The following is a 15,144-nucleotide window of genomic DNA, read 5'->3' on the forward strand; positions in this document are numbered from 1 at the left end:
ATGCAAAGGTGTTGTTACTCTACGGTGGTGGCTCAATAAAGAAAAACGGCGTATACGACCAAGCTATGAGTGCACTAGCCGATGTTGACGTTATAGAGTTTGGTGGCGTTGAGCCAAACCCAACTTACGAAACACTGATGCAAGCGGTTACAACGGCAAAAGAGCACCATGTTAACTTTATTTTAGCTGTTGGTGGTGGCAGTGTTATTGATGGCGCTAAGTTTGTTGCTGCAGCCTATAACTATGCTGGGGAGCCGTGGGATATCCTTGTTAAAGGGGCAGAGTTTAGCAATCCTTTACCAATCGGTGCGGTATTAACCTTACCAGCAACAGGCTCTGAGAGTAATGGTAACTCAGTGGTAACTAAAAAAGAGACTTCACAAAAGCGCGCTTTTTCGTCACCAACAGTACAACCTGTTTTTGCTGTACTTGATCCTGAATACACGTTTTCGTTGCCTGCACGTCAGGTAAGTAATGGTGTGGTTGATGCGTTTGTTCACGTTATTGAGCAATACTTAACGTACCCTGTTAATGCGCCATTACAAGACCGTTTTGCAGAAGGTATTTTGCAAACCTTGATTAGCGAAGGGCCAAAGGCGCTGAGCGAGCCACAAAATTATGATGTTAGAGCTAATGTGATGTGGTCGGCTACGATGGCACTGAATGGTTTAATTGGTCAAGGTGTACCGCAAGATTGGTCTACACATATGATTGGCCATGAATTAACGGCACTTTATAACCTTGATCATGCGCAAACCTTGGCGATTGTTCTACCTGCCTTAATGCATGTTCAAAAAGAACAGAAATCAATTAAGATTCAGCAGCTTGGTGAAAGAGTGTTCGGACTAAATTATAGCGACGAAGCTGAGCAAATCGATAAAACGATTAAAGCTGTACAGGACTTCTTTGAGGCCATGACGGTGAAAACACGTCTAGCTGATTATGACCTTGACGAGCAAGCTATTGAGGCCGTTGTTGCTAATTTAGAGAAAAACGAGCTAACGAAATTAGGTGAGCATGGTGATATTGATTTAGAAAAGGTGAAATCAATCTTAGCATTAGCACTTTGAGTTAGTTAAAACTTAATATGAAGGGGCGTAATAGTGATTAACTGTTACGCCTTTTTTAATGTCTAAAGCCCAAGCAATAAGCAAAGTGGGCAATGGCAAAATAGTCTAGATGCCAGAGCGCATTGAGTCTTTGCTCCTAAAAACTGCATATTCACAGAAGCAGTGCCTTTAACTTCAGTACTACCTAAAGCAGCTTGCTGTGGCAGTTTTTAATAATGCTATCTATGTGTTTGATGATGCGGGGAACATAACAAAGGATTGACCGTGAGGTTATTAATTTTAAAGCAATTAATTTCAATGTAAAAGTACGAGACGAGGAGCGAAAATAACGGGGTGTTGTATTGGTTGATGAGGGAATACGTTCGCTAAGTGAAGCAAGAATTATGTTGTATTTTATAGCAATTTTAACATGAAGGATACAATTACCTTGACCGTGTGTTTCTGATAAGGGAAAATGCACGGTTTTTAAATTAAAAATAGAACTTAATACCAACATCTAAAGTGGACTCACCTCCGGCTATTGTTTAATCGAGAGCTAAAGCACTACCTTAAGGATAGGGAAATGACCAAACTAACATGTCTAGCGATGCTTTTACTTAGCACGCAAGCTATCAGTGCGACTAAAAGCACACCTGAATATAATCAATTTGGCGATGCGACTTATTCAAATTCGCAACCAATTAATTATGACGAATCTTATTTTACAAGTCGCGCACAGCAAAATATAGCGCCGACTACTTCGTTGAGTAAAACCTTAGCGACAACAACTACATCAGAATTAGAAAACATCGAGCTTACCTCGGTGTTTCGCCGTTTTTCATTAAGTAATTCAACAGGTCTCAATGGTCTTTATGCTGTTGACTTGTTCGGTAACGGTAATAAGCAAATTATTTCGGTGCAACAAAACGATTTTAATATTATTGAGTATAAAGATAATCAATATTCAGTCGTTGAAGGTTTCGATTCTCAGGATTACATTACTGATAGTACATTGGTAAAAAGCATTGCCGATGATACATATTATTTAATACTTATGACGAGCAGTCAGATAGTAAAAATTAACTTACTAACAATGAAAGTCGAAAGTACTAAGAATGTAGTTTCTAGCCAATCAGTTACGGCAAGAGATATTAATAACGATGGTCAGGACGAGCTTATTGCTATTGCCAATAGCCAGATTTTAATACTAGACCAGTCAGACCTTTCTGTTATTTCAGAGCTTGAGTATTACGGTAACAAATTTGTTGTTGGTTCGTTTACCGAGCAAAATGTTCACGAATTAATGCTTGAAGATGGCAAGTTGTATCGTATCTCTGAAAATACAATAGATTATATAAAAACACTGAACAGCCAACTAACAGGTATCCATTTACAAAGTGTTGATACAAACCAAGATGGCTTAGATGAAGTCATTAATGGCCAAGGCTGGTATTCAATTGAGTTAATCAGTCCAAATACAGACAGTATTGTGTGGACAGCCAATAGTGATTTAGATATTTCAAAAATTATAGTTGCAGATATCAATAATGACGGTGCCCAAGAGCTAGTATATGGCGATGGTCAGTGGGGGCAAATTCATGCTTTGACTTTAAGTTCTGGCGAGGAGTTTTGGCAAATCAATAACCCTGAACACAGTGTTTCAAGTATTTTGGTGGATGATTTTAATCTTGACGGAAAAACAGATATTGCATGGGGAGCGGGTTACACATCTTCAGGTGATGACGGGTTTTATATTCATACCGTTGAAGATAAGTCTATGCAATGGTCGCAAACGATCACTGTCTATTCACAATTTTTGCTAGGACTTGCTGATATTGACGGTAAAGGTGGAATTGATGTTATTTTTTCTGAGAATGGCACAAATAAGCTTCAAGTTATTGATATAGAAACAAAAGAGCAGGTGTTACCTAGCATTGCTTTGACCGATGGCTGGAATGACTACCAGTATGTGATTACTGCTGATTTATTCAATGATGGCAAAAACTATTTAATTGTTGCTGGCTCAGAAACTTACACTGGAAATATACAAGTATTTTCACCAGAAAATGGAAACTTACTGTATACAGTTCCTTTTCAAAGTGGCGACCAAATTTCAACGATTGAAGCCCATGACATCAATAACGATGGTCTGTTAGAGCTGATTGTAGGTAACGGTGCATCACACACCGGCAGTGAAGGTTCTTATATACGAGTTTTTAATGGGCAAACGGGTGAGCTACTTAAGCAATCACCTCGCTTACAAAACTTTTGGGGTGGGGTTTCTGGCATAGTCGCAGGCATAGATACACAGCAAAGCAGTAAAGAATTATTTGCTTTAACAGGTAACCAATTAGTTAAATATAATTACACTGATAATAGTGTCACTAATTACTCTTTAAACGACAGTTTTAAGTCGCTAGAGGGTGTTGTTGTTGATGGTAAAAAAGCGCTTTATGTTGTCAATCAGTATGGCCTTTTATTCTCGTTTAAAGAATCAGGAGAAATGTCAGAAGTTGCTCAACTATGTGACAATTCATTAAACAATATAGTATCTACACGCGCAGGTTTCATCTTATTTAGTTGTGAAGATAAGTTTGGAGAGTACGACTTAATTAATGATGAACTGCTTTATGGAGTAGCGCGTGCAAATCAACGCAGTTCTATTGTGAGTGCAACATACAATGGTGTGGACTATTCACTGCTTTCAGGAAAATCTATAGAGGTGTTCTCGAATGAAGCCGCAGCACCTTTAGCTACACCGCAAGATAGCGAGGTAACATCTCATGTGCTTGCAGCAATCGACGTTAATCTTAATTTGAGTGATATTGATTTTGTAGTGTTTGAAAATAGCCCTAGCCTTGGCCAATTAACGTTTATTGACCGCAAAACAGGGCAGTTCACATATACGCCTAACGGCGCTGTAGGTGTTGATGAATTAGCGTTTTATACAGTAAAAGGTCGTTCACGTTCTGAGCTCGCAAAGTTCACAGCTACCTTAACAAATCAGGCGCCAGTCGTTGAAAACTCAACGATTAAAACACACTGGAATACACCCTTGATACTTAATTTGCCAGCCTCTGATGCAGATGATGAGCAACTTATTTTCACTGTAAAAAATGAGCCTCAACATGGTCATATTGAGTTACTTGATCAAAACATGGGTGAAATTAAATACACGCCGAGTGGTGAATCTTTACAGCCTGTTTCAATTACTTTTACCGCGCAAGACTCCCTTGAAGAGACGGCACTTGCCAATGTTGTTGTTGAATTAACAAATACCACACCAACAGCTACAGATTTAAGTTATGAAACTTATTACTCAACGGTAGTTAATGGTCGTTTTATTGGCAATGATGAAGATAGTGATGAGTTAGAATTTGAGCTAGTAACAAGCCCAAGTTCTGGCGAGCTTAGTTTTGATAAGGACACAGGCTTGTTTGTCTACGAGCCTGCGGGTGAGTCGACTTATGCTGTTAACTTTAGTTACCGAGCAAAAGACAGATTTGCTTCCTCAGAGGCTAAAACTGTCGTGATTAACGTAGTTGGCAAAGCTGACAACTCAAGTTCTGATTCAGGTTCTGGTGGTAGCGTGTACTACTTAATATCTTTGCTGTTAGCCATGGTCGCGTTTAGACGTAAACTTAAGCTATAAGTAAAAGTAGTTTATTTATGCTGTATCAATTAACGTGGTGCAGCATTTTAATGTCTGCTGTTAAATATTGGCATCACGAAAGATAAATAGTTCACAAAAAAAGCCTCCGTTAGGAGGCTTTGGCTTAGGTATATCACCTACAACAACATAATGAGTTAGAAGGTACCGCGAATACCTACGTAGTATTGGCGACCTGTAAAGTTGGTTGTCGCAATGATTGACTCATCGTTATTAAAGTAACGATCGAAGCGCTCATTGGTTAAGTTTGTCACATTGAATGTCAATGAGTAATTGTCATTGATTTTATATGACGAGCTTAAATCAAGCTGTTGGTAGTCGTTTACATGACGAGGGCCTGCGAAGAAACCAAATGATGGCTCAAGTAAGTATTTCTCACGGTAGTTGTAAGATAAACGAACTGATGCTGGACCTTTTTCATAGTAACCAACTAAGTTATATACATTCTTAGATAGACCTGTGTAGCTGAATGTTTGACCTTCAAAGCCATCACCAAAGTTAGTGTCACTGTCTGTATAAGTGTAGTTTGCTAACATGCCTAAACCATCAAATGGAGCAGGTAAGAAATCAAACGTTGTTTGGAAACTTAACTCAGCACCAGAGATAGTTGCAGAAGCCGCATTTCGTGGACGGTCTACAGATGCCCAATCAATTCCAGCGATTGTTTCTGGCGCACTTGAATTAAATACGAAACCATCGATCTCTTTTTGGAATAATGCACCACTTAGAAGACCTGTATCGTTGAAGTACCACTCAAGTGATAAATCGAATGAATCAGATTCAAACGGTTCAAGGGCCGGGTTACCAGCAGAACCTGTTAGAGTTGTAGTACTAAATGTAAAACGCGGTGAAAGCTGTGAAAGCGTTGGGCGTGTTACAGTTTTACTTGCACCAAAGCGTAAGTACACTTCGTCAGTTAATTCAGCATTTAAGCTTAAACTAGGTAAGACATTTGTGTAATTACTGCTCGTTGAGCTTGTTTCACCAACAACATCGTAGTCACCGGCACTGCGGATGATGATTTCTACAGGTAGTGCACCCGTTGCTTCTACATCAGTTTTGACTGCACGTACACCAACATTACCTTTTACTGGAATGTCTGCAACGTCAAAGGCCATGTTTGCTTTGATGTAAGCCGCGGCAATGTCTTCTTCAACTTTGAATGAGCTGATGCTATCAAACTGTCTTTCAACACCATACTTGTTGTGGAAATCAGTTGGGTCACCAATAACAAAGCTACGTATTACATTTGCATCTGGCGCTTCACCTAAGAAATCGTCAACAGGGAAGTCAAGTAAGTTGATTGCAGATGTTGGTAGTACCGCAGGAACACCATTTGCACCTGTAAAGCTATTACCTACATATGCTTTGATCTCTTTTGCACGTTGTGTGTAACGTACACCAGCTTCAAGACTTGTGAAATAGTCATTGTCTAAGAAGTATTTGGCATCAAAAGCAAATGATAAAGACGTATCTTTTACATCACGGGCATTTGAATTACCAAATGCAACACGGTAGTTATCAGGATCATTCAGATCAGTGCCTGTAACATATAAATCAGGAATACCATTATCTGGATTACGTGCGTCATATACTACGTCTGCAAAGGCTTGTAGTAGTACGCTCTTAAGATCACGTGTTTGCTCGCCTTTCGAATAGCCGATATCAAAATCAAGTACCCAATCTTCATTTGGTGCCCAGTTCACGTGTGTACCAAGTGCTAGAGTATCTGATTCAAGTTTAGTTAATTCTGATACACTCCGGAATTGTGTTTGTGGTGCAACGGCATAAACAAGATTATCGTTTTCAACAACAGCTTCAGTAACTAAGAATGGGAAAATACCACCTACACCACGACCGTTAGGATCATTAATATCGGCAGCTACCCATTGACTTGGATCTTGTGGGCCACGGAATTGGAAACGAGCAGGCAGTTGCAGTGCTGTCTCATCAACATCGAATGTTGCATATAAACCATCGAATGTAATGTTCAACTCATCGCTTGGCTGAAATTCAATAACTGCATTTAAACCTGTACGAGTTCTCTCATCACCATAGTATTGAGTTAGTGGCTCAATTGGGTATAGAGAGTTAGGGTAATCGATACTACCATCGTTAGTACCACCTGGAACTGTGGCAAGATCAGGACGAATTTCAACACCGTCTCCTGTACCTGGGCCAAAGTTTACATTACCCCAAGAGAAGTATTCATCTTCACGCGTTTGACGTTCTGAATAGGTAACACCTACAAGTACACCAAACTTTTCATCGTCAGATTTCCAGTTCACGATACCTGACAAGCGAGGATCTGTTGAATCTGCAAGTTCACTGTAAACACCTTCGGCTGACCAAGCACCCGAAAAGCCTACTTCATCAGCATCAAGCGGTTTACGCGTTTTAATATCTGCGTTACCACCAATACCGCCTTCAAGTTGGTCTGCCGAAACGGTTTTATACACGTCCAGTTGTCCAATTAACTCAGAAGGAAGTACATCAAGAGAGAATTGACGGCCAATACTACGGCCAGACGATAATGAACGACCGTTTAGTGTTACCTGTGTAAAGTCAACTGGTAAGCCACGGATTTGTACATATTGACCACCAAGGCGACCATCTGTACTACCATTCGTGCCACCATTTGGGCTACCACGAGGACGGTCTATCGAAATACCCGGAACACGTTGCAACGACTGCGCGACGTTTTCATCGGGAAATTTACCCATATCCTCAGCAGCAATTGAATCAAGAATTTTGTCCGAACCGCGTTTTGTCGCGATGGCTTCTTTCAAGCTCAATCTTACGCCGCTGACTGCAATTACCTCGATATCATCATTTTTAGCATCCTGTGCTTGTGTATTCTCCTCCGCCGCTACTGTGCTTCCCATTAGAGAGAGCGCTACAGATAAGGCTATTTGGCTTCTGGTGAATTTCATCATATTGACCCCCATCGCTCTAAGCGTATTGTTATCGTGAATGTTCAAATGTCCATATCAGTGATATATAAAGACTAAAATTCCGTCAACGCGCTTTAGTGATTACGTTGTTTAGATTTCTTAGTTAAAATTTTGCCAAGATTAATGTTTTATAAATGAAACAAGTTGGTTGCAAACCTGTTAACAAAACGTTTTCTGAATATTCCTGAAAAACGCTTTTTCACCAGAAAAACAGCACGTACCAAAAGACAAATAAGTATTTAAAAGTGGGGAGGTGAGGTAAGTGCATAATTAGTTGTACATCCGTCAATTCTCGTCGTTAAAGCCCATTTTCTTTGAGATTAACAATGACGTGTCTTTAAGTTTTCTAATTACCTCATCAAAATTAGCATTACGAGATTCATCACGATACATAAGTATCGATGTTAATAACACGGCCACTGCATTATGGTAGTAATCAAATATAGGCACACCGATATCGTATACGCCTGTCAAAACAGGGCTGGGCATAGCTTCATGGCCTTGCTCTTTTACCCTTAACCAAATATTTCGCAGTGCCATCAAATCAAGTGAAACCTCGGGGTGATTCTCTTGATATGCCTTAAGCATGCGCTCGCGATTATCATAAGATGCAAAAGCAAGTAACACATGACCAGCACAATTATCAGTGAGCGGGCCTCGCCCTCCGACTGGTAAGGTTAAGCAGTTACTGTTGGTGTCATAATCTTGGTGCGAAAGTATTAAACCGCCGCCATCGGAGTACACGACTAAATGACAAGATTGTTGAATTTCGCTACAAAGCGTTTGAATGATCGGAAATGCAACGTTGTTTAAATGGTGGACTGGGGCGTACCGGTGGGTTAGTCGATATAGTTTTAGGGACAGTCTGTAAACACGTTCTTGCTGAAAAAACTCAAGATAATGTAAATCATTTAGTACTGCGACCATACGAAATATTTCAGCTTTAGATTTCCCTAATGAATCAGAAATTTGCGTAAGGTTAAGGCCTTCAGGAGTTTTTGCCAGTAATTCTATAATGGCCATGCCTTTCTCAAGAGCAGGTGCTTTATACTTGGTATCTTTCTCAGTCATTGGGTACGTCTAATCACTTATAAAAAGAGGTTGGTGGTCATACATAAGTGTAGACTTTTTGTTAACTTATGCACTTTTATATCGCTGAAAAAAGCGGTAAAAGTATGTGTATATCTCATCTATTTCGTTTTGGTCAATAAACCAATTCTTATTTTTATATAAAAATTATAGCGTTAAGCTGCCTATAAATTATTCATCAAACGTTTTTTAAACAACGTTTAGTCTCCATTGAACCAAAACATAGCTAGGCAATAGTTAACAGTCTGCTTTGTAAATTTCATGTTTTAAATGTGAATGTTTTGTATTTGAAACCCTGCTTGCGTTTAGTTTCATTAAAAAAATCTCATTCATGTCAAAGTCACAAGTGATTGACCTAGTAAGTCGTCCGTTACTAACGTAAGTAACAGTGCATCAGTTGCTAGGAATAAAATTGTGAAAGTAGGTATTTGTGGTTTAGGTGACCGTTTGAGTTATGTCGCCAAAGTTATGCATGAGCTAATCCCAAACTTTAATTTGGTCGCTTTTGCTGATCCGGAATCTGTAAAAGTTGAGTACATGGAGTCCCATGGTATTTCAATGCGATCTTATGATGATCTTGCGGATATGTTAGCTAATGAGCAGTTAGATATGTTGATGATTGGATCGCCCAATCATATGCATTTAGAGCACCTTAGATTAGGAATTGAAGCAGGTTTACTGATTTTTGCAGAAAAGCCAATTGTCATGTCAGAGCAGCAAACCTATGACGTACTTGAACTTATCGCTAAGCATAATGCGTTCGATAAAATTCTGGTAGGCATGGTTTTACGCTATGCTCCTTTATACAAAGATTTAATTGCAGCTGTTTCTTCAAAGCTATTGGGTGACATTACAAGTATTGAAGCATCTGAGCATATTCCACCAGAACATGGTGCATTTTTTATGCGTGATTGGCGTAGACACCATGGTTTGTCTGGGGGCTTCTTACTTGAGAAATGTTGTCATGATCTTGATCTTTACCAAGGTCTTGTGAAGAGCCGTCCAAAAAAACTTGTTAGTTTTGGTGGTCGTAAAACATTTACGCCAGAAAACAAACACCTTGGTAAACACCCTGTTTATCATCAACGTAAGTCACGTTGGAATGGTATTGATGAAGTGTTTGATAACGACTCGGAGTTGGTGGATCACCAAACAGCGCTTATTGAGTATGAAAATGGCATAAATTTAAGCTTTCATACAAATTTGAACGTACCGAATGATTATCGTCATTTCAGTGTGTTTGGCACGATTGGTATGGCTGAAGGAGATTTTGTACGAAATTACTTTAAAGTACATGACTGTATTACCTCAGGCGCTCTTATCGATAAGTCATACATACATGATGATTCAGTTTCTATGCACTACGGTGCTGAAGAGGAAATGGCTGCCGATTGGATTGCTTACTTTGAAAATGGAACACCGTTACCAGTTTCAATTGTTGATGCTTTACAGGCTGGCTTAACGGCTATCAAGCTAGATGAAGCTCGCCAAACCGGCACAATTATAGACATGACTGAAACATGGAAAAAATTTGATAGCTACCTAAATAAAAATTAAAAGCATTGGGAGATTCACATGGTCTTAATTGATTGGTTAATAGTTGCGTTTTATGTAGTAGCAGCCGTTGTTATAGGGATGCTCTTTACAAAAAAGGCCAGTGAAAGTACGGCTGATTTTTTTGTTGCAGGTCGATCATTACCTTGGTACATCGCTGGCACATCCATGGTGGCAACGACGTTTTCGTCAGACACCCCCTTGTTTGTGGCAGGGGCCGTGCGTGAGCAGGGCATCTATGCAAACTGGATCTGGTGGGTTAGCGTAATCGGGGTAATTATCTCTGTATTTTTCTTTGCTAATTTGTGGCGTCGCTCTAAAGCACTGACAGAGATTGAATTAATCTCACAGCGTTATGATAAGAGCTTAGCCACAGATTTTTTGCGTATATTCAAAGCGATATTTGATGGTGTATTTGTAAACTGCATCATTATTGCTTCGGTTACGTTAGCAATGTCAAAAATTATAGTGGTAATTTTAGGGCTCTCACCAGAGCCCTTATTTGCAATTCCTTTATTTGGCGACATTACTGCGACGACATTAATTCTTATTGTATTAGCGGTTGCTGCTGTTGTTTATACCGCTATGTCGGGTTTATATGGTGTTGTGTACACCGACCTAATTCAATTTGCGCTCGCTATCATTGGTTCGATGGTTTTAGCTGTTATCGTTTATGTTGATTTGCAAGATCATGGAGGTATCGTAGCTGCAGTTGAAGCGTCACCTGGCTTTAATAGTGATACGTTAAAAATGATCCCTGATTTTGAGTGGGATCTAAAAACAGCCACTTTCTTAATTTTGGTTTGCATAGGTTGGTTAAACTATGCCCCAGGGTTTGGCTTTTTCCTTCAGCGAACATTAGCTGCGCGAAGCGAAAAAGATGCCATGCTGAGCTTGTACTGGTTTGCGTTTTGTCACTTAGTATTGAGAAGTTGGCCGTGGATCATTGTGGGTGTGGCGTCATTAGTGTATTTCCCAGCGATCGCCGATGCCGAACAATCTTATCCTATGATGATTGATGAGTTTTTACCTGTAGGTTTAAAAGGCATTATGGTGGCGTCGTTACTTGCTGCCTTCATGAGTACTTTAGATACGCAGCTAAACTGGGGGTCGTCATACTTGGTCAACGATGTTTACGAGCCTTATTTAGTGAAAGGACGTGAAAAAGCGCATTATATTAAAGTTGCACGCATCAGCATGCTAGCACTAACTCTGTTTGCTCTAATAGTCACGACTCAGCTGGAGAGTATTTTGGGAGCCTATGAGTATATTACCGTTATCATTATTCCGATTTCAGTTGTATTAATAGCTCGTTGGTATTGGTGGCGCATTAACGTTTGGTCAGAAATAAGTGCACTTTTATCTGCAGTAATTGTAGGTAATGCAATGATGTATATTTTACCTGATGAAGGCGATGCTAAATGGTTTGCTGTTCGTATGCTGATAACCACATGCGCAACTTTGGTTATTAGCTTAATTGTGACATTGCTTACAACGAGCAAAACACCCAGCCCGAAAACAATTGAATTTTATAGCCGCCTTAAGATTCACGGTAGAGGATGGAAAAAAGTTAGAGACATCACAGGTATAGAGCCAATAGCAGCTGGAATTAAAGATAATGCTATTGCCTGTGTCGCGAGTATTATCTTTATTTATTCCCTACTGCTTGGCATAGGTAACGCCCTGTTTGAAGATTGGTCTACCTTTGGTTATTACTTAATATTCATAATTGCATCTGGTTGGGTGGTAAAAATTAAGATGCCAAAAGTAATAGCTTCATTAAGGCAAGAAGTATAACAAAAGAGTTTTTTAGTTGTGTCGCAAGCCATGCAGTGCTCTTGTAAAGAGCATTTGCATGGCTTTTTTTTGTTTAAAAAATAGATTTTAAACACTTCAGCATACTGTTTATTTATAGCCATTTTATATCTGAAACGTAATTATTTTTAATGTCTTACAGATAAAACATAGAGAGAATAGTGATGTGTAACTTTGTAATTTATTTGTTAATTAAAAGCGGTTGTGTAGACTCATATTATAGCCTTTAATCATCAGTGGTTTAGAAATAATGAATAATAAACTCCTCAAAATCGTTCCAAGCATTGCTCTAGCTTTTGCTTCATTGAGCGCTTGCTCATCAGAGTTACCTAAAGAGGTAAGGTGGATGCAAGATGCCAAGTGGGGCATTAGCCATCATTATCTGGCAGGTGGGACGTTAGATAACGCTTGGTATCAAATTACCGATTATGATGAATGGAATAACTATGTAAATGGATTTGATGTTGACGCTTATGCACAAAAGGCAGAAAAACTAGGTTACAGGTATGTGATTTTTACCTTGACCCAAAATCGCGGTTATTTGTCTACAACCAGTGAGATATACGATTTACATTCACCTGCTTGTCCAAAGGTTGAGGTTGCTCCAGGTTGTAAAACTCAACTTAACTCGAATCAAGCTGATTACACCCCATCACGAGACCTTGTTTTGGATTTGGCGCTTGCACTTAAAGCAAAAGGCATCAAGCTAATTGCATATCTACCTTCTCATTTAGGAGATAGATGGACGGGCACAAAAGTGAAAGCGCCTTATCCAGATTGGTTTTTAAAAGGGTTTATTAGTGAGCGAGCAAAAAAATGGGGCGATAATATTGCTGGTTGGTGGTTTGATGGTTGGTACCAAGCTGATGAGTCAGAGCAAGAATTAGCTGCAAACAATGCTTACCCAGTTGCTGATAAGTTAGCTGAGTCAGTGCGAAGTGGTAATCCTAATGCTGTTATCACTATTAGTGATGGATTTGACTATAGCTTCATTCCAAATGACCCACAAAGTAACTACACCCAAGGTGAGCATAATGAGCTTCCGCCCATTCCTGAATCAGGCGAAGTGACAACAGCACTTGGCACCAAAGTGCAGTGGCATGGCTTTACATATACATCACTAGAAGACCCACTTTTTGGTGGTTGGGGTCAAGTAAAACGAAGCCTAAAATACAGCAATGAAGAAGTCGCCGAGCGGGTGAAAGCTATTTCGCAAGTCGGGGGGGTTACTACTTTAGATGTTGCGATTAATCCAAATGGCACTTGGTTAGTCGACCGCTTGGTGCAGATCCAAACAGTCGGTAATACAGTGGGTACAACGCAAGATACAACTTACTCAGGCCTTGAATTAGTCAACGATGATGATCCACGTATCCAATACAGTGAGAATGGGAACTGGCAATTTGTAAGCCAAACGAATACTGGAGAGTATAAGCAAGATATGCACATAACCGAAGTAAATGGAGCTTATTTTAGTTACCAGTTTACTGGCTCGAGTATTGTCTTTGCTACTTCAAAAGCTGCAAACCAAGGTGACGTAGAAGTGATCTTGGATGGTCAATCACAAGGGACGTATTCAATTTTTGACGGTAACAATTATCGACAAGTACAAAGCATTGTTTTTGAAAAGCATGACTTGGCAGCGGGGCCACATACTTTAACCGTTAAGAAAGTTTAGGGTGATGTTATGCCCGTTGATGTTGTGTTATCGAAAAAACCTGAAGAATATAAAGCCAAATCGCAATAGCGATACCTAAATCAAGGGTGGAGTGATGTCCCCCTTTTTATTCTAGAGCAAGCTTAGAGTCGTCCAAATTGTGCGTTTTTAAGCTTGCTTTTTCTTGTCTATATTGAGTTTACCTCTAAAAATCTGCTGCACCTTACATTTCCTTTTACCGTTTGCTAAAAATAATGCTATATTTGTGGTTCTTATAAAAAGTAATAAAATAATACAAATGAAAATCAATGATCAGGTTTCAATATGACATTACACACTAATAGCCCGCTAGTAGAGCAACGTGCCGACCCGTTTGTGCATAAGCACAGCGACGGCTTTTATTATTTTACCGGTTCTGTACCCACCTATGATCGCATTGAACTTCGTAAGTCTGCGACTTTAGAGGGCTTAAAAGACGCTGAGACCTTTGATATTTGGTTTAAACACGACAGCGGCCCAATGAGCCGACATATTTGGGCACCTGAAATTCATTACCTCGATGGTAAGTGGTATATCTATTTTGCAGCCAGCGAAGAACAAGATATCTGGGCACTACGCCCGTATGTACTTGAGTGTAAGGGTCAAGATCCACTAAATGACGAATGGGTTGAGCTTGGCATGATGCAAGCAGCTGACGGCGATGAAAAGTCGTTCACTGATTTCTCTTTAGATGCCACCATTTTTGAAAATAACGGTAAACGTTACTTTTGCTGGGCAGAGAAAACTGGTGGCCAATTTGCGGCATCAAATCTTTATTTAGCTGAAATGGAATCGCCAATTAAGCTAAAAACCGCACAGTTTATGCTAACAACCCCTGATTATGATTGGGAACGTGTCGACTTTTGGGTAAACGAAGGCCCAGCAGTGCTTAAAAATAACGGGAAAATCTTCATTGCTTTTTCTGCAAGCGCAACTGGTGCATGTTACTGCATGGGCTATATGGAAGCTGACGAAAACAGTGACTTGCTTGATCGTAATTCTTGGGCTAAAACACGTATGCCAGTGCTTGAAACAAGTGTTGAAAAGAAAATTTTCGGCCCTGGTCATAACTGTTTTACTGTTGCTGAAGATGGAGAAACACCACTGTGTGTTTACCATGCCCGTGACTATGAGCACGCAGTAGGTGAGCCAAGTGTGGTGCCAAAAACAGATACGCGTCCACTTGAAGAGATTGTAAAAGATCCGCTTTACGATCCAAACCGCCATGCTCGTGTTATGGAAGTAAAATACGACGAAAATGGCCGCCCGTTATTTGAATTGTATTAATTTACTGTAATGCAGATTAAAAGTATTAAG

Annotated in this window: 8 protein-coding genes; 6 read left to right on the plus strand and 2 right to left on the minus strand. The window is 39.8% G+C overall.

What is annotated here, in order from left to right; translation table 11 throughout:
* Positions 1-1,070, plus strand: a 1,070-nt coding sequence (locus L1264_RS03885) for an iron-containing alcohol dehydrogenase (RefSeq protein ID WP_235403661.1), incomplete at its 5' end; no start/stop codon positions are given.
* A 562-nt stretch (positions 1,071-1,632) separates the two neighbouring features.
* Positions 1,633-4,701: an Ig-like domain-containing protein gene (locus L1264_RS03890; RefSeq protein ID WP_235403663.1), complete on the plus strand. Its 3,069-nt coding sequence runs from the start codon at positions 1,633-1,635 to the stop codon at positions 4,699-4,701.
* Between the two features lie 155 nt (positions 4,702-4,856).
* On the opposite strand, the gene L1264_RS03895 is transcribed toward L1264_RS03890, so the two are convergent.
* Both L1264_RS03895 and L1264_RS03900 read right to left on the minus strand, forming a co-directional pair.
* Positions 4,857-7,655, minus strand: coding sequence for a TonB-dependent receptor (locus L1264_RS03895; protein ID WP_168246743.1), 2,799 nt, complete (start codon positions 7,653-7,655; stop codon positions 4,857-4,859).
* Between the two features lie 303 nt (positions 7,656-7,958).
* Positions 7,959-8,744, minus strand: coding sequence for an IclR family transcriptional regulator (locus L1264_RS03900; RefSeq protein WP_135925771.1), 786 nt, complete (start codon positions 8,742-8,744; stop codon positions 7,959-7,961).
* 432 nt (positions 8,745-9,176) lie between these two features.
* Here L1264_RS03900 and L1264_RS03905 point away from each other — a divergent pair, with 432 nt between their 5' ends.
* From L1264_RS03905 to L1264_RS03920, 4 genes are all read left to right on the plus strand, one after another.
* Positions 9,177-10,319, plus strand: coding sequence for a Gfo/Idh/MocA family protein (locus tag L1264_RS03905; RefSeq protein ID WP_135925770.1), 1,143 nt, complete (start codon positions 9,177-9,179; stop codon positions 10,317-10,319).
* Between the two features lie 18 nt (positions 10,320-10,337).
* Positions 10,338-12,113: a sodium:solute symporter family protein gene (locus L1264_RS03910; RefSeq protein ID WP_199526781.1), complete on the plus strand. Its 1,776-nt coding sequence runs from the start codon at positions 10,338-10,340 to the stop codon at positions 12,111-12,113.
* Positions 12,114-12,381: 268 nt separating this feature from the next.
* A complete protein-coding gene (locus tag L1264_RS03915) occupies positions 12,382-13,809 on the plus strand; it encodes a hypothetical protein (RefSeq protein ID WP_235403664.1) in 1,428 nt (475 codons plus the stop codon).
* 303 nt (positions 13,810-14,112) lie between these two features.
* The gene (locus L1264_RS03920) at positions 14,113-15,114 is read left to right on the plus strand and encodes a family 43 glycosylhydrolase (RefSeq protein ID WP_199526783.1); all 1,002 of its coding nucleotides are present in this window, start codon (positions 14,113-14,115) and stop codon (positions 15,112-15,114) included.
* Positions 15,115-15,144: the final 30 nt, after the last annotated feature.

The sequence above is a fragment of the Pseudoalteromonas sp. APAL1 genome, assembly GCF_021532475.1.
GTDB classification, from domain to species: domain Bacteria; phylum Pseudomonadota; class Gammaproteobacteria; order Enterobacterales; family Alteromonadaceae; genus Pseudoalteromonas; species Pseudoalteromonas lipolytica_C.

What these genes read in the sequence shown, in the direction of transcription:
- L1264_RS03890 (WP_235403663.1), top strand. Translation starts at nt 1,633, where the DNA reads ATGACCAAACTAACATGTCTAGCGATGCTTTTACTTAGCACGCAAGCT.
- L1264_RS03895 (WP_168246743.1), bottom strand. Translation starts at nt 7,655, where the DNA reads ATGATGAAATTCACCAGAAGCCAAATAGCCTTATCTGTAGCGCTCTCT.
- L1264_RS03900 (WP_135925771.1), bottom strand. Translation starts at nt 8,744, where the DNA reads ATGACTGAGAAAGATACCAAGTATAAAGCACCTGCTCTTGAGAAAGGC.
- L1264_RS03910 (WP_199526781.1), top strand. Translation starts at nt 10,338, where the DNA reads ATGGTCTTAATTGATTGGTTAATAGTTGCGTTTTATGTAGTAGCAGCC.
- L1264_RS03915 (WP_235403664.1), top strand. Translation starts at nt 12,382, where the DNA reads ATGAATAATAAACTCCTCAAAATCGTTCCAAGCATTGCTCTAGCTTTT.
- L1264_RS03920 (WP_199526783.1), top strand. Translation starts at nt 14,113, where the DNA reads ATGACATTACACACTAATAGCCCGCTAGTAGAGCAACGTGCCGACCCG.